This window comes from Nonomuraea sp. NPDC004186 (genome assembly GCF_053603495.1).
This window is the reverse complement of sequence record NZ_JBSGFQ010000042.1, coordinates 37224-54542: the sequence shown is the minus strand read 5'-3', so window position 1 is coordinate 54542 and position 17319 is coordinate 37224. Positions and strand designations below refer to the sequence as shown.

At 67.9% G+C, this 17319-nt stretch carries 17 protein-coding genes; 3 read left to right on the top strand and 14 right to left on the bottom strand.

All coding sequences use genetic code 11. From position 1 onward, the window contains the following. Positions 1–7: 7 nt before the first annotated feature. The 4 genes from ACWEPL_RS30840 to ACWEPL_RS30825 all read right to left on the bottom strand — a co-directional run bounded on the left by ACWEPL_RS30840 (position 8) and on the right by ACWEPL_RS30825 (position 4430). A complete protein-coding gene (locus ACWEPL_RS30840; RefSeq protein ID WP_452438228.1) occupies positions 8–976 on the bottom strand; it encodes a patatin-like phospholipase family protein in 969 nt (322 codons plus the stop codon). Positions 977–1210: 234 nt separating this feature from the next. Further along, positions 1211–2059: an oxidoreductase gene (locus tag ACWEPL_RS30835; protein ID WP_363975469.1), complete on the bottom strand. Its 849-nt coding sequence runs from the start codon at positions 2057–2059 to the stop codon at positions 1211–1213. Positions 2060–2571: 512 nt separating this feature from the next. Next, positions 2572–3222 carry a DUF3159 domain-containing protein gene (locus ACWEPL_RS30830; RefSeq protein ID WP_452438227.1) on the bottom strand — a complete coding sequence of 217 codons (651 nt, stop codon included), beginning with the start codon at positions 3220–3222 and terminating at the stop codon, positions 2572–2574. Continuing rightward, positions 3219–4430, bottom strand: coding sequence for an FAD-dependent oxidoreductase (locus tag ACWEPL_RS30825; protein WP_452438226.1), 1212 nt, complete (start codon positions 4428–4430; stop codon positions 3219–3221). Before ACWEPL_RS30825 ends, ACWEPL_RS30830 begins: the two co-directional genes overlap by 4 nt. Before the next feature lie 102 nt (positions 4431–4532). Between ACWEPL_RS30825 and ACWEPL_RS30820 the strand changes: the two genes are divergently transcribed. Both ACWEPL_RS30820 and ACWEPL_RS30815 read left to right on the top strand, forming a co-directional pair. After that, positions 4533–5168: a TetR/AcrR family transcriptional regulator gene (locus ACWEPL_RS30820; RefSeq protein ID WP_452438225.1), complete on the top strand. Its 636-nt coding sequence runs from the start codon at positions 4533–4535 to the stop codon at positions 5166–5168. 258 nt (positions 5169–5426) lie between these two features. After that, entirely contained in the window at positions 5427–6740 is a 1314-nt protein-coding gene (locus ACWEPL_RS30815) for an MFS transporter (RefSeq protein WP_452438224.1), read from the top strand. Positions 6741–6786: 46 nt separating this feature from the next. Here ACWEPL_RS30815 and ACWEPL_RS30810 read toward each other — a convergent pair whose 3' ends face one another. The 6 genes from ACWEPL_RS30810 to ACWEPL_RS30785 all read right to left on the bottom strand — a co-directional run bounded on the left by ACWEPL_RS30810 (position 6787) and on the right by ACWEPL_RS30785 (position 12798). Next, the gene (locus ACWEPL_RS30810) at positions 6787–6924 is read right to left on the bottom strand and encodes a hypothetical protein (protein ID WP_363975452.1); all 138 of its coding nucleotides are present in this window, start codon (positions 6922–6924) and stop codon (positions 6787–6789) included. A 311-nt stretch (positions 6925–7235) separates the two neighbouring features. Continuing rightward, entirely contained in the window at positions 7236–8903 is a 1668-nt protein-coding gene (locus ACWEPL_RS30805) for a CotH kinase family protein (RefSeq protein ID WP_452438223.1), read from the bottom strand. 10 nt (positions 8904–8913) lie between these two features. Next, positions 8914–9600 carry a DUF4956 domain-containing protein gene (locus ACWEPL_RS30800; protein ID WP_363975446.1) on the bottom strand — a complete coding sequence of 229 codons (687 nt, stop codon included), beginning with the start codon at positions 9598–9600 and terminating at the stop codon, positions 8914–8916. Then, entirely contained in the window at positions 9597–10556 is a 960-nt protein-coding gene (locus ACWEPL_RS30795; RefSeq protein WP_452438222.1) for a VTC domain-containing protein, read from the bottom strand. The genes ACWEPL_RS30800 and ACWEPL_RS30795 overlap by 4 nt, the downstream gene beginning before the upstream one ends. Positions 10557–10642: 86 nt before the next feature. After that, a complete protein-coding gene (locus ACWEPL_RS30790; RefSeq protein WP_452438221.1) occupies positions 10643–12100 on the bottom strand; it encodes a sensor histidine kinase in 1458 nt (485 codons plus the stop codon). Beyond that, complete coding sequence (locus ACWEPL_RS30785; RefSeq protein ID WP_452438220.1) at positions 12097–12798, bottom strand: response regulator transcription factor; 702 nt, start codon at positions 12796–12798, stop codon at positions 12097–12099. Before ACWEPL_RS30785 ends, ACWEPL_RS30790 begins: the two co-directional genes overlap by 4 nt. Positions 12799–13656: 858 nt before the next feature. Here ACWEPL_RS30785 and ACWEPL_RS30780 point away from each other — a divergent pair. Continuing rightward, on the top strand, positions 13657–14589 hold the full coding sequence (locus ACWEPL_RS30780; RefSeq protein WP_452438219.1) for a hypothetical protein: 933 nt from the start codon (positions 13657–13659) through the stop codon (positions 14587–14589). Between the two features lie 259 nt (positions 14590–14848). Here the strand turns inward: ACWEPL_RS30780 and ACWEPL_RS30775 are convergent, their stop codons facing one another. The 4 genes from ACWEPL_RS30775 to ACWEPL_RS30760 form a co-directional block, all read right to left on the bottom strand. After that, entirely contained in the window at positions 14849–15148 is a 300-nt protein-coding gene (locus ACWEPL_RS30775; RefSeq protein ID WP_452438218.1) for a hypothetical protein, read from the bottom strand. A 4-nt stretch (positions 15149–15152) separates the two neighbouring features. After that, a complete protein-coding gene (locus tag ACWEPL_RS30770; RefSeq protein ID WP_452438217.1) occupies positions 15153–15839 on the bottom strand; it encodes an SDR family NAD(P)-dependent oxidoreductase in 687 nt (228 codons plus the stop codon). A 234-nt stretch (positions 15840–16073) separates the two neighbouring features. After that, positions 16074–16466, bottom strand: a complete 393-nt coding sequence (locus ACWEPL_RS30765) for an ester cyclase (RefSeq protein ID WP_452438216.1) — start codon at positions 16464–16466, stop codon at positions 16074–16076. 94 nt (positions 16467–16560) lie between these two features. After that, positions 16561–17301 carry an SDR family NAD(P)-dependent oxidoreductase gene (locus ACWEPL_RS30760; protein WP_452438215.1) on the bottom strand — a complete coding sequence of 247 codons (741 nt, stop codon included), beginning with the start codon at positions 17299–17301 and terminating at the stop codon, positions 16561–16563. Positions 17302–17319: the final 18 nt, after the last annotated feature.

The following is a 17319-nucleotide window of genomic DNA, read 5'->3' as shown; positions in this document are numbered from 1 at the left end:
ATGGTACTCACCGGCCGACCCCCGCTGCGGAGGCGGTCCGTGCCCGGCCCAGGCCGGCCGATGCCGCAGGAGACCCGTCAACCCGATACAGGCCGGGCCCACTGATGCGCAGCCCGTCGAGAAAGCGGCCCGCTTCGAGGCAAGCAGTCTCGATCAGCCGGTGGGAATGGCCGAAGTCCCACGGGGCGGGCCAGGCCTCGATCCCGGTCGGCAGCACGACGGTCGGAATCTGTTCGGATACGTCGTGCAGGTCGCGCTCGATCTGATGGTGCCACAGCAGCTGCCCTGCCCGGGCGGCGACCGCGCCGGCCCGCAGGGGAGGGACGATCGGGCGCAGCGGACAGCTCGCCGGCCCGGTCGACAGCACCAGCACGCTGGCCGCCCCTGCTTGCAGAGCCGCCCGTACCGGGACGTAGGCGATCACCCCGCCGTCGACAAGCGTCCGGCCTTCCCGTTCCACCGGGGGCAGGACCCCCGGAACGGCCGCGCCGGCCAGCAGCGCGGACTCGAGATCTCCATGGTCGAGCAGCACCTGGTCGCCGGTGGCCAGATCCGTTGCCACCGCGGCGAAGGGGATCTCCAGCTGTTCGATCCGCGACGGCAGCTCCGCCCGAGCGATCAGCCTGCGCAGGCCGCGGTCCGCGCAGATGCCGGCCCGCGAGGACAGATAGCCGAACGGAAACACCTCACGGCGACGCGCCTGGGTCCACACGCGATCCAGCCATGGTGCGGCCTTGCCGGGGTGTGCGGCCGCGATGGCTCCGTTGAGGGCTCCCACCGAGGTTCCGATGATCAGTTCCGGGACGAATCCTCGCTGCTCCAATGCCCACCCGACGCCGACCTGCGCAGCCCCGAGCACTCCCCCGCCCCCGACCACCACCGCCACGGGACGGGGAAGGGCGCGCAAACCCACCGGCTGCGGGCCCGCGTCCGGGCGGCTCGATGACGAGGAGCGCGTCCTCTCGTCGTCCGTCATGGCTTGACGCTGCGCATCGCCGTGACCACCCGGCGAGCCGCCCTCGCTGACGCCAGCGAGAGCCGAGGAGGCCGATCTCCGGCGATATGCAACCCTCATGCTCCGCCCTCTCTCACCACGGCGCTCGATTCCTCGACCAAGACCGGTCGGCCACCGAATCGGTGACTACGTCGGCCAACTTGTTCGTCCAAGTCGTCGCCGCGAGGGGGGAGCGAACGATGCGGCCCGTTGCGATCAGGTGAGGTCGGCGAGGTCCTCCTCGGTGAGGGTGATCGACCGGGCGGCCAGGTTCTCCTCCAGATGGGCCACGGAACCGGTGCCCGGGATGGCCAGGACGATCGGGGACAGGGCCAGCAGCCAGGCCAGGGCGATCTGCTGGACGGTGGCGCGGTGCCGCTCGGCGACCTTGACCAGGGCGGGGTCGTTGAAGTCGGCCCTGCCGCCACCGAGGGGAAAGAAGGGGACGAAGGCGATGCCGGCCTGCGTGCAGGCGTCCAGGACGGCCGTCTCGTCACGGTTGGCGATATGGAAGTCGTTCTGGACGGCCGTGACAGGAGCGATCGTGCGGGCCTCGGCGAGCTGGCCGGCATCGACGTTGCTGATGCCCAGGTGGCGGATCAGGCCCTGCTCGCGGAGCGCGGCGAGCGCCTCGAAGCGTTCGGCGAGCGACTCGCCGTGAGGCGGCCCCACCGTGCCGATGCGCAGGTAGACCAGGTCGAGGCGATCCAGGCCCAGGCTCTGGAGGTTGGCTTCGACCTGGGGCCGAAGGTCGGCGGCGGTGCCCTGGCCGGGACCGTCGGGACCGAAGACCGGGCCGACCTTGGTGGCGATGACCAGATCGTCCGGGTACGGAGACAGAGCCTCGCGGATCAGGGTGTTGGCGCGTACCGAGCCGTCCTGGGTGCGGTAGAAGTCGGCGGTGTCGATGTGGTTGACGCCGAGTTCAACGGCTCGGCGCAGGACGGCGCGACCGGACTCGGGGTCGCGGGCGGGTCCGCCCAAGCCGCTCTGGGGTAGGCGCATGGCGCCGAAACCGAGCCGGTCGATCGTACGGTCGCCGCCGAGGCGGAACTGGTTGGTCATGTCTCTTCTCGTGGTGTGTGGTGCCTGGAGAAACGGGCCGTCACTTCGGTCGGCGCCGAGGCGGGGCAGCCTCGTGGCACGGGCCGGGAATCCACTTCTTCAGGAGCCGGAGGAAGCCCAACGTGCCGAGCGTCGTCAGTCGGTGATCACGGGAGTGGGTTGAACCCAGGGCAGCGCTGCTGGCTCTGCACATCCACTACCGTATCATTTGCGATAGTATCAATCAATACTATTTTTCGAGGAAGGTGACTCGCGCGGGAACCTCGTTGGCAAGAACTCCCACTGATCGAACCGACCGAACGGGATCCATCGGATGCCTGGACGGACAGGGATCGTTCCTGGACGCTCGCGAGGGGAGAGAAGCGCCATCCTGTTGGCCACTCATTCGATGGACCGAGGTGTGCCGTGGTGTTCGTCGTCGGAGTGACGTAGCCGATGCCCTCGTGCAGCCGGATGGTGTTGTAGAAGGTGCGGCGTGCCGGAACATCCAACGGCCGAACCGGTTGCAGTTGTTAACCACGGTTCGAGATGGGAACTGCGGATTCAGCTCCCGTGGGGTCCGCTTCGGCGCGCAGGATCCGCCAGATCACATAGGCGCAGGCGGCGGTTGCGGGCATGGTCAGCAGTGTGCTGACAATCCCGAGCACGATCACGTTCCCGGCCAGGTACAAAGGCACCATCACCATCGCGCCGATGGCGAATTTCGCCAGGAAGACCGCCGAACACTTCTGGTAGAGGCGCCGCCTCGCACGATCGCGCCGCCAGGTGAACCGTTCACCGCGCGCTTGCCCCACCACCAACCCGATCAACGGCCACCCCACCAGCATGGATACCAGGAACACGACCGAGCCGGCCACGCTGGCCAGCACACCGACAAGGTAGAAGTTGACCCCCACCCCGCTACTCCCGGCCAAGAACGCGGACACGCCCACCGTGAGCAGCCCGCCGGCTGCCTGCCAGTACTTTCGGTCGGTCCACACCCGGGCCACCGCGATGACGAACACACCGCCGACTGCGATCAGGGCGGAGGTCGTGACTTGGCCGGTTATCAGATAGACAACCGTGAACAGCGCTCGGGATGCGATGCTTTCCGCGAGCGTGCGCCAGCCGCCCACTACGGCGAACAAGGACAGCGACTTCTGCGTCAGCAGGTTGAAGTTCATGTGCCGACCTCCGCACCATTGGATCCGCTGGATACGCCGGATCCGGCGGGGGTGGCAACCATCCGGGGGGTGCCTGCGGTGGCGTCGGGGGCGGGAAAGCTGTCGCGGCGCATCGCGTCCTCGTAAGCACCGATCGCGGCCAGCAGACCCTGCTGCCCACGCCAGGCCTGGACCAGTTCATCGCAGAGGCGGTGCGCATCCTGCATCGCCAAGTTGCCGCCGAAACCCGGTGCCACGTGGATCGCATCGCCGATGACCGTCACCGGAGCAGCCGGCCATGCCGGCATCAGCGGGATCAGCCCGCCCCGCAGGGCGACTGTGAGGTGCGGCCATGCGTGGTCGACGACCATCCGCAACGTCGGGTGAAAACCGGCGGACACTTCCTGCGCTCGGCGCCACACCGTGGCCGGTGATTCGGCCGAACCGAGCAGTTCCTGCGTGACGGGCAGCGCCCACATCACGTAGTCCTCGGCATCGGCGACGACGCGGGAACGCAGAGCAGGCAGCCACTCCTTCCTCGCGGCGACCGGCGGCTGGCTGAACCGCAGTACGCCCATCGCCATCATCGTGCCGTGCGCCTGTGCGTTGGCGGGGCTGTGGCCGATCAGTTCAGGCAGCCCGGTACCGGCCACGGCCCGCAGTGGTGTCGCGCCCATCAGCATGCGTTTGCCCGTGTCGACCACCCGCACGTGAGGCAGGTACTGGCGGCGAACGGCCGAACCGATGCCGTCCGCACCGACCAGCACGTCCGCGGTGTCCGTGCTGCCATCGGCGAACCACGACCGGACGGTCCCGTCGGGCCGCTGTTCGAACCGCGTGAACTCCGCCCCGAACCGCACCGTGTCCTCCAGTCCGGTCAGCAACACCGCCCGCAACAGCGGCCGGTGTACCTGCCGACCGGGCCGGGCCGGCCCCGATGTGCCGTCCAGCGGTTGGCTCCGCGCAACCACCAGCCTTCCCTCTGCTTCGGACAGGAGCAGCCTCTGTTCGCGCGGTCCGCCCATGGTGGCCTCCGCCATCGCCACGTGCGGCGGCGGCAAGCACGCCCGCAGCGCAGCCGTTCCGCGGTCATCGAAATGCAGGCTGATGCCCTGCGGGCGCCCCTGCTCCGCTTCCCGCTCGTATACCACGACGTCGATTCCCGCCCGTCGCAACCCGTGGGCCAGCGTCAACCCGCCAAGCCCCGCACCTACCACGACCACCTTCACCGTGCCGACCTTTCTTCACCGGTTGATGAAGTTCAAGGTAACACGTACCGGAGCAATAACTTCACCAATCGATGAGGAAAGAACCGATAGACTCGCCCTGCCATGACAGAACACAGTCCCTCTGCTCGCCCCGGACGCTGGCGATCCGGCGCGGAAAGCAGGCAACGGATCCTGGAAGCCGCCCGCGCGCTGTTCCGCGAGCACGGCTATGGCGGCACGACCGTGCGCGCCGTCGCCACCCAGGCGGAAGTCGATCCGGCCATGGTGTTCTACTTCTTCAAAACCAAGCAGGGCCTGTTCGCCGCGGCCACGGAGATGCCACCCCATCTGCCGTCAGCCATCGAATCGATCTTCACCGGCGGCCTCGACGGCATCGGAGAACGCATCATCCGGACGCTCTTGGAGAACCTGGACAAACCCGGCCGCACGCCGCTCATGATGCTCACCCGATCAGCCCCCACTCACGAGGCATCCGAAGCACTACTCCGCGAATTCATCGACCGGGAAATCACCAGTCGGCTTGCGGCGATGCTCGACACGCCCGACGCCGCGCTACGGGCCGGCATGGTGAACGTCCAGATCCTGGGCCTGGCGGTAGCGCGTTACATCGTACGACTCGAACCGATCGCCTCTGCGTCCACCGATGAACTGGTGGCCCGCCTCGGCCCGGTCGTGCAGCAGTGCCTCACCGGACAGGGGGCTACTACCGCTACCAACACGCCGGGCAGTGGAAGGTGATCGACGTCACCCGGACTCCACGATGCGGCCCTTCCGCGACGTCACCGACCTCAACGACCCGCGGTCCATCCGCCGATTGACCGCAGCTCAGGCCCCGTAACTCAGCATTCGAGCGGTACAGGGTCGTACAGGCTGTGCGCCGGGCGGGCAACCGATCCTCGCCTCGTATCGAAACGAAATCATTTCGTTTCGATAGGAGAGATGGTGGAAGGTCGTTCAAAGCTCACGCCCGGGCGCGAGGCCGAGATCTACGAGACCGTGGTGCGCCTGGTCGGCGAGCATGGCTACGAACAGTTGACGATGCAGCAGATCGCGGCCGCCACGCGGGCGAGTACCGCGACGTTGTACCGCCGCTGGAAGGGCAAGCCCCGCTTGGTCACCGAGGCGCTGAGGCATGCGGCGCCGCCGCCGTTGGCCGACATCGACACCGGAAGCTTGCGTGGCGACTTCCTCGAGGGCGGACGCCGCATGGCCGCCATCGCCGGCGACCAGGAGGCGATCATGTCGGCCCTGGCGCACGCCTCCAGGACCGATCCCGAACTCCAGGACGCGATGAACGAGGTCCTGGCCGCGCCGATGGTCGAGGCCGCCCGCCGCATCATCGACCGGGCCGCCGCGCGCGGCGAGATCGCCCCCGACTCCCCCGGCCGCGAGTTCATCCCCGAACTCCTCCTGTCCTCGGTCCTCGTGCGCCGCACCCGCACCGGCCGCGGCGTCTACGAGGACCATTCGGCGCGCTTCGTCGACGCCGTCATCCTGCCGGTACTGGGGTCCGCTGACATGACCGGCGCCCCGCACGCCACTGTGACGGCGACGGCCTCGAAGCTTCCGGCGCGCTTCGGCTGGATCTACGCCGCCCTGATCGTCTCGATGCTGCTGCCGGCGCTCGACCAGACCATCGTCGCCACCGCTCTGCCGACCATCGTCGGCGAGCTCGACGGACTGTCCGAGATGGCCTGGGTGACCACCGGCTACATCCTGGCCGTCACCATCGGCATGCCCGTCTACGGCAAGCTCATCGCCAGGATCGGCCGCTACAAGAGCTTCGTCATCTCCGGTCTGGTCACCGTCCCGGCAGGCGTGTACCTGCTCTCGACCCTCAACGCGGACTCGCCGCGCCAGCTGGTGTGCGCCTATCTGGCGCTGCTCGGCACCGGCATGGGCCTGCTCATGCAGAACCTGGTCCTGGCCGTGCAGAACCTGGTCCTGGCCGTGCAGAACGCCTTCCCGCGCAGCGAGGTCGGCACCGCCACCTCGACCCTCAACGCGGACTCGCTGAGATCGGGGCGACCATCGCCACAGCAGCGGTCGGCGCGCTGTTCGCCGAGCGGCTCACCGGTTCCTGTCCGGCCTCGCGCCGAGCCTGGGCGGGACAGGCACCGACTCGCTCACCCCCGCGCTCGTCCGCTCGCTGCCCGAGTCCGTCCGCGATCAGGTGGTGCATTCCTACGTCGATGCGCTCCTGCCGATCTTCGCGGGCCTGTCCGTGGTCGCCCTCGCAGCCCTGGCACTCGCGTTCTTCCTGCCCGACCGCAGGCTGCGGGAGGACGAACCCGAAACGGGAACCGCTGACGCCGAGGCCCCCCAGCCCTTCGCCGCCGGCTGACGCGACGGCACGCTACCGGTTCAGAGGGAGTACTGGGCGATCCAGCGGGTCCTCGGTGAACGCTTCGATGTTGGCCTCGGCGCTGCCGTAGCGCGATCCGGTGTCGTAGGTCCGCACGCAGCCGAACGGGGCGTTGGCCTCGTCGTTCACGGTCTGATCGTGGATGTGCACGATGCCGCACGGTGAGCGTGGTCGCGTCGCGCAGGAAGGGCAGGTCCAGCCGCGTCAGTGCAGTCGCCACCTGGAGCAGGTCGTCGTCGTGCTCCATGCCGACGCCCAACTCCGGCAGGCGGCGGAGAGGAGCGGTGGCCAAAGTGAGCTGCTCGCCTCCGTCGACGGTGGCGAAAGTCCCGTGTCCGACGGGGGTCAGGCCGAAGTCGGCGTAGAAACGGGCGATCGCCGCAGGTGGTGATGGGTCCGCCGGGGCTCTGAGGCGCGGCGGACCCATCGCTGCGGAGGTGTTAAGTGCCGCTGATCGCCTTGTCCAAGCCCAAGGTCTTGGTCCGGGTCTGCAGGAAGGTGCGCAGGGTCTTCGCCTCTTCCTCGATCTTGGCGGTGTCGGCCTTCTCGTTCAGCTTGTAGGCCGCGACGAGGTCGTCGAGCAGGCCGGAGGCGGTGCCGCCGGCCAGCAGTTTGGTGTACAGGGCCCGGTACTGCTCCTCATAGAGCTTCTTGAAGGTGGCGTTCGCAAGGAACTTCTCCTTCAAGGGATGGCCCATCCGCATCATGCCGCCGCCACCTTCCGGGCGCGTCTGCTCGCCGCCGTCGGACGGAGTGAGGCCCCGAGCCTGCTGGGATTGCTGACCTTGCTGCTGGGTCTGCTGGGGGCGTCCCCGGCCGAAGCCCATGCTGATCGTGTCGTTCACGCCGCTCTCCGCGTTTCCGCTGAACGCGAGGTTGAGGTCCCAGGTGACGACCTTGAACTTCTTGGCGTCCAGGTCGTACCACAGGTAGTAGTTACGCCCGGGCCCCGCCATGTCGTCGAAGTTCACCATGAGGTTCTGCAGGACCAGGTACCGGGCGAACGACTCCACATCCAGGCGCTCGTCGAGACCCTCGGCGAACTCGGCGTCGGAGGCTTCGTTCACCCACCTGACCAGGTCGATGACCGGCTGCAGGTCCTTGCCGCCGACCTTGTTGATCTGCTTGAAGTCCTCGGTGTACTCGGTCTGGTCCTCGCCCTTGTAGTCGAAGGACCCCGAGGCCAGCGACTTGTACAGCACGCCGTTGCCGAGACCTTCGGCGTATCCCTCGTCCAGGTACTCCACCAGCAGCCGCGGCGCGGCAGAGCGGCCGTTGACCGTGAAGGAGGCGTAGGTGGAGCTCTGGGTCGGCTCGCCGGCGGCGCCGACCACCGAGATGCCCAGCGCCTCGTTCAGCATCGCCGTCGAGCTCGTCGAGGCCGGGCGCACGGCCATCTGGCTGTGGCCCTGGTAGCGGCGGCCGTCCACGAACTCGTCGAAGCTGATCAGCCACGGCAGGTTCTCCGGTTCCTCGCCCTTGAGTTGGGCGCCGAAGCCCCCCGGCCCGCCACCACCGCCGAACCCGCCACCGCGGCCGGTCTGTGGCTGCCCGGCCGGGGATCGCGTGGCCTGGGGTTGCCCGGCCGCGGGCTGTCCATCGCCAGGCGGTTGAAAGCCCTCGGACGGCTGGAAGCCCTCGGGAATCTGGAAGCCCTCCGGCAGCCCTTCGGGCCGCCGGCCGCCCCCGGGCATGCCGCGCTGCTTGGACTGCCCCTTCCAGGTCAGCCCCATCAGGGTGGAGTTGCCTTTGAGGCGGACGCCCACGCTGGGGATGCGGGTGCCGTCGATGGTCAGGTCCGCCTCGACGTACTCCTTCTCGCCGTCCTTGAAGTACTCCGTCAGCATGTCCTCGTACGCCGCGTCGGTGAAGGTGAGCTTCACGTCGTGCGCCACGGAGGCGTCGAACAGGTCCTTGGTGCCGGTCAGGTTCGTGACGACGGTCTCGGTCTCGGCGGCCTGGGCGCTGGTGACGTACGGGCGGATGGTCCCGCTGCCGAACACGCCCCAGCACGCCGCCAGGAACGCCGTGCACAGCGCGACCAGTTTCCAGTTGTGCCGGAGCTTGACGGGGATGCGGTGCTTGAGCCGTTTGGGCTGTGCTGTCATGCGCGTGCCCCTACAGGTCGGTCTGGTCGTACCCGGTCAGGACGGTGACCGACTGGCCGTGATTGCGCTCGCGCAGGGCGGCGATGACGTCCGACGGCTCGCTGCCCTTCTTGATCTTGACGGTGTACATCAGCTCCGTGAGCGCGCCGGCCCTGATGGACTCCATGCTGACCAGCTCGAACTCGTCGGTGTGGCGCACCAGGACGTCCTGGATGGCGTGGGTGTAGTCGTCGTCGGAAGGCACCTGCACCTTGACGACCTGGCGGCGCACGTTGAGCTGGAACCAGTTGAACCGGTGCATGACCATGATGATCAGCGAGATCGCCACGGCGGCCACGATGGCCAGCAGGTAGAAGCGGGTGCCGACGGCCATGCCGACGCCCATCACCAGGAAGATGAACCCGACGTCGCGGGTCTCTTTGATGGCGTTGCGGAAGCGGACCACCGACAGGGCGCCGACCAGGGCGAAGGCGCGGGCGATGTTCGAGCCGACGACCAGCATGATGAGCGAGATCAGCATGCCGAGGATGACCAGCGTCTGCACGTACGACTGGCTGTAGGAGACGTTGCGGTGCGTCGCCCGGTACACCCAGCCGATCATCGCGCTGAGCACGAACGAGAGGGACATCGCGATCGCGATGTCAGCCACGCTGAACGTGCCGGACAGGTCCTGGAAGGAGAAGTCCATGGGGGTCATGCCTCCGAGAGAACGGTCGACCGGCAGCGGTCGAGGTCAGGGTCGTAGCCGGCGCCGCGACCGGCCCCGCGATCGGCACCGTGGCCGGCGTCCTGGTGGGCGTCGTGGTCGGGGATGTGGAAGATCGAGCGCGGGGCCAGCCCGTGGGCCTCGACGCTCTGGCAGTACTTGGAGACCCGCACCACCTGCAGGTTCCGCTTGGCGGTGAGGTCGGTCAGCCAGTACGGCACGCGCTCGTTCGCCTTGACCTCCACGATCGCCTTGCGGGCGGGCACGATGAGCCGGTTCTCGGCGTCGGCGCCGAGGTGGAAGTCCCGGTCACGGCCGCGGATGCGGCGGTCGAAGGTGACGCGCAGGCCCACGTCGGCGCCGCGGCCCACGTACGCGTGCCGCTGGTAACCGGTCATCGCGACGGCCCGCAGGTCCAGGCGCAGCACCAGGTCGAGCACCTCCTCCAGGAAGGCCCGCTGGGATGGGTCGTGCTCGACCATCTGCCGCCCGTCGCACAGGCGCAGCGCGTCGGTGTACGGCAGCTGTACCCGCCGCTTCTGAGTGACCCGATTCACCCGCTGCTTGATCTCGATGAACACCGGGGTGTCCAGGTTCACCGAGAACCGGTCACCGTAGTGGCGGATGCGCAGCTTTCTGCGGAACTTCAACCCCTCGATCTTCTCCCAGTAGAAGCGGAGCTGTCGGGTGTCGTAGTAGACGCTCCAGATGCCGTAGCCCGCGTCGCCGCTGTGCCGGTCGCGATCCAGCCGCTGCTCGATCTCCTCCCGCAGCTCGACCGCCTCTGCCGCGTCCACGAGGTACTTGATCTCGTACCGGTTGAAGGCGTGCAGCTTGCTCGGCGCCCGCAGCCGGTGACCCAGCTCATCGTCCACCTCGGCACCGGACACCGGCCGATCAGCGCCGTCAGCGGCGGAAACCGCTCGTTTGCGGAACCTTTCCAGCATGTCCCTCCTTTCGTCAGCACACATCCGACAGCATGAAGCTGGGAATAATGTGTGAACCGAATCTGACGTGAAGGTGAACGGAGGGTTCAGCCGTCTTCGGGCTGCTTGAGCGGCAGGAGCACGCGGAAGGTGGTGCCGCGGCGCGGGGTGCTCGTCACCTCGATCCGGCCGTGGTGCGCCTGCACGAGCGCCGCGGCGATGGCCAGGCCCAGCCCGGTTCCACCGCTGTCGCGGGAGCGGCCCGCATCGGCGCGGTAGAAGCGGTCGAACAGGTACGGCAGGTGCTCGGGATCGATGCCCTGACCTTCGTCGCGCACCTCGATCAGCGCGGCCCTGGCGTGGGGGGCGGGTCCGGAGCCGACGTGCACCACCCCGGGAGCGGGCACCCCGGCGACCGCGCGCGGGCCGACTTCGACCCGGACCTCCGCTCCCGGGGCCGTGTGCTGGATGGCGTTGCCGACCAGGTTGGCGATGACCTGGTGCAGCCGGTGTTCGTCACCGAGCACGAACACCGGTTCGTCGGAGACGGCCAGCCGGATGGGCCGATCGCGGTCTCGGGCCCGGGCGGCGTGCACCACGTCCCCGGCCAGCACGTGCAGGTCCACGACGGCAGGCTCCAGCGTGGGCTCCTGGTCCATGCGGGCCAGCAGCAGCATGTCCTCGACCAGGACGCCCATGCGGGCGGCCTCGGCCTCGATCCTGCGCAGCAGCCGCTCGGCCGCCGGGTCCCGGGGGCCTTGGCCGTGGTGGTAGAGCTCGGCGAAGCCCCGGATCGAGGTGAGCGGCGTGCGCAGTTCATGGGAGGCGTCGGCGACGAAGTGCCGCAGTCGCCGTTCGGAGCGCTCGGACTCGCGCAGCGCCATCGCCAGGCGCTCCAGCATGATGTTGAGCGCTCTGCCGAGCCGCCCGCTCTCGGTTGTCGGGTCGGTGTCACCGACTCTGCGGTCGAGGTCTCCGCCGGCGATGGCCTCGGCCGTACGTTCCATGCGGGTGAGCGGGCGCAGCCCCAGGCGCACCACCGCGAGGGCGAGCGTGCCGAGCAGCAGCAGCACCAGGCTGCCCACCGCCACCTCGATGATCAGGATCTGGTGCACGGTCGCCCGGTTGGGCTCCAGCGACATCGACACCGCCAGCCTGGTGCCGTCGGGCAGGTCCTTCACCAGCACGCGCCACTGCTCCGACCCCGTCCTGGCGGGCACGGTGACGGGACCTCGCGCGACCGTGAAGATCACGGCAGGGGGGATGGCCGGGCCATTCGTGTTCTCCGTGGGCAGGTTGCGCAGCAGAGCCCCGGAAGGACTGTAGAAGGCGATCGTGAACTGCGTCGGAAGCTCAACGGCCCGGCCCATGTCGACCGGCGGCGGAGGGGGTACCGGGCGCCGGCCGAACGTGGTGGCCACCTCGGCCAGCTGGGCGTCCACCCTCGCCAGCAGGGAACGGTCCAGGAGCAGCACGCTCGCCGTGGCGAAGGCCGCCAGTCCGGCAGCGCACAGCCCCAGCAGCGCGATCAGCAGCCGATGCCGCAGGGGCAGAGCCGGTTTCACGAGGGTCCCTGCAGCCGGTAGCCGACCCCACGCAACGTGTGGATCAGCGGCGGGCCATCGGCGTCGATCTTGCGCCTCAGGTAGCTGATGTAGGACTCGACGATCCTGCTCTCGCCGTCGAAGCCGAAGTCCCACACGCGGTCGAGGATCTGCGCCTTGCTGACCACCCGCTCGGCGTTGATCATCAGGTAGCGCAGCAGGCTGAATTCCGTCGGTGACAGATGAATCGGCCGCCCGGACCGCCGCACACTGTGGGCCTGCTCGTCGAGCTCCAGATCCGCGTACCGCAACACGCCGTCGTCGGCCTGCTCCTCCACGGGCCGCGTCCTGCGCATGATGGCCCGTAGCCGCAGCACCACCTCTTCCAGGCTGAACGGCTTGGTCACGTAGTCGTCGCCACCGGCGGTCAGCCCCGCGATCCGGTCGGACACCGTGTCCCTGGCGGTCAGGAACAGCATCATGGGGCTGTCGCCGGCGTCGCGCAGCTTGCGGGCGACCGCGAACCCGTCCACGCCGGGCATCATCACGTCCAGCACGATGATGTCAGGCCGCTCGCGGGCCACCTCCGCCAGCGCCTGGCGTCCGTCGGAGGCGGTCCGCACGGCGAAGCCGTTCAGCTCCAGAGCTTCGGACAGCAGCTCGCGAATGTTCGGCTCGTCATCGACGACCAGGACTTTCGCGGCAGGTTGTTCGTTCACGACCTCGTTCTACACGCTCATGGTGAGAGCAACGTGTGAAGTGTCGCCGCCGCATCAGTAGAGCGTCTGGCCACCGCCGAACGGCCACCTGTCCGAGGTGTCGCTCTGCTGCTCCGTGCCGCCGTACTTCCTCGCCGCTCTCCTGGCGCCGCTGCCCCGCGACGCTCCTCGTTCGGCCCGACACCGTCGTGCGGTGGCACCGCGATCTGATGAAACGACGCCATGCTCGCGCCTGCACGCCGAAACGGTGCGGACGCCCACCCACGGTCTGCTCCATCCGCCCTCGTCCTGCGCTCAGTCCGGGAGAGCCTGTCCTGGGGCTACCGGCGGGTCCACGAACTCACCACGCTCGGCATCACGGTCGCGCCGTCCACCCACGGTCTGGGAGATCCTCAAGCAGGAAGGCATTGACCCAGCACCCCGAGCGGGCGTCTGCCACCTGGGCCGACTTCCTGCACTCCCAGGCCGAAGCTCTACTGGCGTGCGACTTCCAGGCGGCCCCGCTGCATCCCGTCCCGGATCCGATCACACTGACCCAGAGCGAATCGCCAGCTTGACCATCCGCCGACGAGACCGACCCGGCGGAGGCCCCCGCGAGTACTCACATGCCGCTTGAACTGCACGGATGGAATTTTCGGCAGGCGCAATGACAAATATGCGCTTTGCCCTGGTGTTGAGGCAGCCGCCGCGACGATCCTCGATATTCGAATCGTCGGCGCCGAAGGCCCTGTTGTCGCATCGGAAGTTCGGAATCCCTCGCTTCCAGCCCATTCGCTGTCCACTTCCCTCGCGGAACACGCCGACCGTTTTGCCGTCCGCCGTCTAGGGCGATATGCCGGGAAGGCTAGGATTCCGCGCATGCAGCGCCCCCTCGCCCACAAGTCGGCCGTCGGCCTGCTTGCCGTCCTCTGGCCCGGCCTCATCGGTGGCGTCGTGCTCGTCTGGCGGAACGATGCCGCCCCCTTTGAGATCTTCGCGGGGGTGTTCTGGAGCTCGGTCTGGTACTTCTGGCTTGCCCGGATCTGGCTGGGCGGCCCGATGGCGATCGGGCTGATGCGCAAGGCGCTCTTCGCGATCTGCCCGATCATGATCGCCGCAACCGCCGTGGCCATCGGCATCACCGACGGCGAGGTGTACCCGTCGCAGATGATCGGGGTCGCGGCCGCGTTGTGCGGGATCGTCGGCGGGGTGCTGCTCCGCCGGGAGGACGTCAAGAGATGGAGCCTGTCCACCGTCGCGGCGAGGACGGTCCGTCAGCCGCCCGACGGAACCGCCTTCGATCTGCGGGCCGTCGCGCTCCGGCAGAACAGGGGCATGTTCGGCTGCCTGATGATCGTCGTCACTGTGCTCATGCTGCTCGCGGTCGGCGTCATCGGCGCGATGTTGCCCGAGGGCCGGGGGATGAACGCCCCGGACTACATCGCCTTCATGGTCGGCGTGGTGCTGGTGGTGATCGTCGGCATCGCCGGATATATCCGCATAAATCTCCAGGCCGCAGCCATGGGCGTCCTGACCGTGACCGAGCGGCACCTCAACGAACACCCCTGGCCCAGGCTCCGTTCGGTCACCCTGTCGTACAAGGGCGAAGCGGCGGTCGTGGACGGAGTCCGCAGGTACCCGTCGGCGCGGCTCGACCTGTCCCTCTACGACCAGCCGGACGAGCACCACCTCAGGCTGCCCGACGACGCCACCCTGCACGGCTCGATCGCGGCGGCGCTGTCGACGCACAGCCCCGAGGGCGTCTTCGTCGGCTGGGTCCCGCGAACCGACGCGACACATCCGGTCCGGTGAGTGCCTGAACGAGTTGACCTGCTTCAAAACTCATCGCATACGGCTTGAGCTGGGAGTTCTCCGAAAGGGCACGCGACTCGGTGGTACTCGTTGATCAACCCGTCGAGTAGCGTCCTGCGCTTGATCGGACCTTCCAGGGGTACGACGGTCCGCTCGTCATGATCGGGTGACAACTGCCGACAGGACCGGTGCGGGCGATGCCCGTTGTAGTGATCGGCACAATCGATCAGCACCAACCGCAGATGCCGTTCGTCGTAGATCAGCACTCAGCCCGCACGGTGCGCACCCATCGTTCGGCGTGGCAGTTCGCCCGCGGCGTCCACGGCGGCGTCTTCACCACCGCCACTCCCCCGTCGGCGAAACCCTCGTCGAAGACATCGGTCAACTTGGCGTCCCGGTCACGGATGAGGAAGCGGAAGGAGCCGATCCACCTCCCAAACTCCATGAGCGGGTTGCGAGCCAGCTGTGCCGTCCAAGCGCCCGGCGTCGCTGGGTTGTTGTTGCGATTGGAAAACGATCGAGGGGCAGCGCGGTCGCGCTGCCCCTCGATCGTTTCCACGCGCCTACCAGCGCAATTCCCCGCTTTCGTCGCGGAATGTTCCTGTTGGACCGTCCGCGTCGAGGGTTGCCAGGCGTACGACAGTTCTGGCGCTCTCTTCGGGTGACCTTCCGATTCCGAAGGCCGCGGTCATGTCGGTGGCGGTGGTGCCGGGCTCGATTGCATTGAACTTGATGCCCGGCTGGGCCTTGGCGTACTGAACCGTGAGCATGGTGGCTGCTGACTTGGACGCGGAGTAAAGCGCGAGGGGCAAGTGGAACTCCGGCCGGTCGGGGTTGTTCACTGCCCAAAATGACCCGGCGCTGCTCGAAACGGTGACCACGTTAGGGTTCGATGATCTGCGCAGCAGGGGAAGTGCCGCCTCCGTGACGCGCACGATTCCCACCGCGTTGGTGTCGAACACGCGGAGAGCCGTGGGACCGTCGATGGCTCCGTCTCCCAAGATGCCCGCGTTGTGCACCAGAACGTCGAGCCGGCCCTCAGCCGCGTCGATCGTCGCCAGTGCGCTGCTCACCGATGCGTCGTCGGTCACATCAAGTTGAACGAATCGTGCGCCAAGTGCTGCTGCGGCCTTCTCGCCTCGTTCGACGTCACGCGCGCCGAGGTAGACGACGTGGCCCAACTCCAGAAGCTGTTTGGCTGTCTCGAAGCCGATGCCCTTGTTGGCCCCGGTGATCAGTGTGATGGTCATGCTTTTCCTTTCGACATATCTGGAGCGATGCCGCCACGGCCGGCGTCTGACAGCCCGGGCCGGCCGTGTCCGCCCGTGTGTTCGGCTTTCCGATCTATGCCACCGGCCCGGGAAGTCGAGCGCGATGCCGGCCTGAGCCATGCTGACGGCCGCCACCGCGTTCAACTGCGCCCGGTGCCGAGACTTGCAGTGACCCAGCGGCGTTCTCCGGGTTGCTGACGCCGATCGCGGAGGTCAGCCGGTCAACTGCCGGTGTAGTTCGCCGGCATCGTGCAGGGCCGTCATATGCACGAACCGGCCGTCGCGGACCTGATAGATGGCGTACTCGACGATTTCGAACGAGGCGCCGGTGGGAGCCACACCGAGCCACTCCTTCACCGGAGTGCCCGTGTTGACCAGACGCGCAGCCAGGCGGTCACCGTCGAAGAGCAGTTCCTTGAGCTCCCAGTGCAGGTCCGGAACCGCGTCCACGTCAGCCTTCTGAACCGCGATGAGGTCGTCCCGGGTGGCCGGCTCACCGTTCAACGTGGTCCGGTCGTTAATGAACTCGTCCATGCCATCGAACCTGTGGGCGTTGAGCTCCTGGATGTAGCGCAGGTAGAACGCGCGTAGATCGCTGTCGGACATGAGATGACCCTTCTGTATGGCAGCCCCCGAGTCGGGGCTCCGACCACATGTCGTCAGGACGCGACGCCCTTCCCGACCCCTGATGTTTCGCCTGTCAGATCTGGTTCAGGCCGCCGTCCACGTACAGGCTGGAACCGGTGATGAAACTGCTCTGCTCGCTGGCGAGGAAGGTCACGGCCGCGGCGATCTCCTCCGGGCGCCCGAGCCGGCCCAGCGGCACACGCGTAGCCAGGTACTGCTCGAACTGCTCCGGGTCGGGGGTGAGCCCCCTCAAAGCAGGGGTATCGGTCGGGCCGGGCGTGACGGTGTTGACCCGGATACCTCGTCCCTTGAGCTCGTTGGCCCAGGTCCGGGAGAACTGCCGGGTGGCGGCCTTGGTTGCCGCGTACACGCCGAGCCCCTCATCGCCGACGTCCACGTTGGTGGAGCCGTTCAAGATCACCGAGGCGCCGGCGTTGAGCAGCGGCAGCGCCTTCTGAACGGTGAACAGCATGCCCCGGACGTTGATACCGAAAAGGGTGTCGAAGTGCTCCTCAGAGACCTGCTCGAGCGGCACGAGCGCGGCGACGGAGGCATTCGCGAACAGGACGTCCAGGCCCCGTCCCCGGCTGCGGATCGTCTCATAGAGCCGGTCCAGGTCGGCCAGGTTCGAGATGTCGCCGGTCACCGCGGTAGCCGCTGAACCGATCACTTCGACGGCCGCGTCGAGTTCGGTCTTGCGCCTGCCGGTGATGAACACGTGCGCGCCCTCAGCCGCCAGTCGCACGGCACTGGCCAGGCCGATTCCGGTGCTACCCCCGGTGACGAGAGCGGTCTTACCGTCAAGCAGCCCCACGATGATGCCCCCTTCGAG

Coding starts and splice junctions, on each gene's coding strand:
- ACWEPL_RS30840 (WP_452438228.1), bottom strand. CDS start 976: ATGACGGACGACGAGAGGACGCGCTCCTCGTCATCGAGCCGCCCGGAC.
- ACWEPL_RS30835 (WP_363975469.1), bottom strand. CDS start 2,059: ATGACCAACCAGTTCCGCCTCGGCGGCGACCGTACGATCGACCGGCTC.
- ACWEPL_RS30830 (WP_452438227.1), bottom strand. CDS start 3,222: ATGAACTTCAACCTGCTGACGCAGAAGTCGCTGTCCTTGTTCGCCGTA.
- ACWEPL_RS30820 (WP_452438225.1), top strand. CDS start 4,533: ATGACAGAACACAGTCCCTCTGCTCGCCCCGGACGCTGGCGATCCGGC.
- ACWEPL_RS30805 (WP_452438223.1), bottom strand. CDS start 8,903: ATGACAGCACAGCCCAAACGGCTCAAGCACCGCATCCCCGTCAAGCTC.
- ACWEPL_RS30800 (WP_363975446.1), bottom strand. CDS start 9,600: ATGACCCCCATGGACTTCTCCTTCCAGGACCTGTCCGGCACGTTCAGC.
- ACWEPL_RS30795 (WP_452438222.1), bottom strand. CDS start 10,556: ATGCTGGAAAGGTTCCGCAAACGAGCGGTTTCCGCCGCTGACGGCGCT.
- ACWEPL_RS30780 (WP_452438219.1), top strand. CDS start 13,657: ATGCAGCGCCCCCTCGCCCACAAGTCGGCCGTCGGCCTGCTTGCCGTC.
- ACWEPL_RS30770 (WP_452438217.1), bottom strand. CDS start 15,839: ATGACCATCACACTGATCACCGGGGCCAACAAGGGCATCGGCTTCGAG.
- ACWEPL_RS30765 (WP_452438216.1), bottom strand. CDS start 16,466: ATGTCCGACAGCGATCTACGCGCGTTCTACCTGCGCTACATCCAGGAG.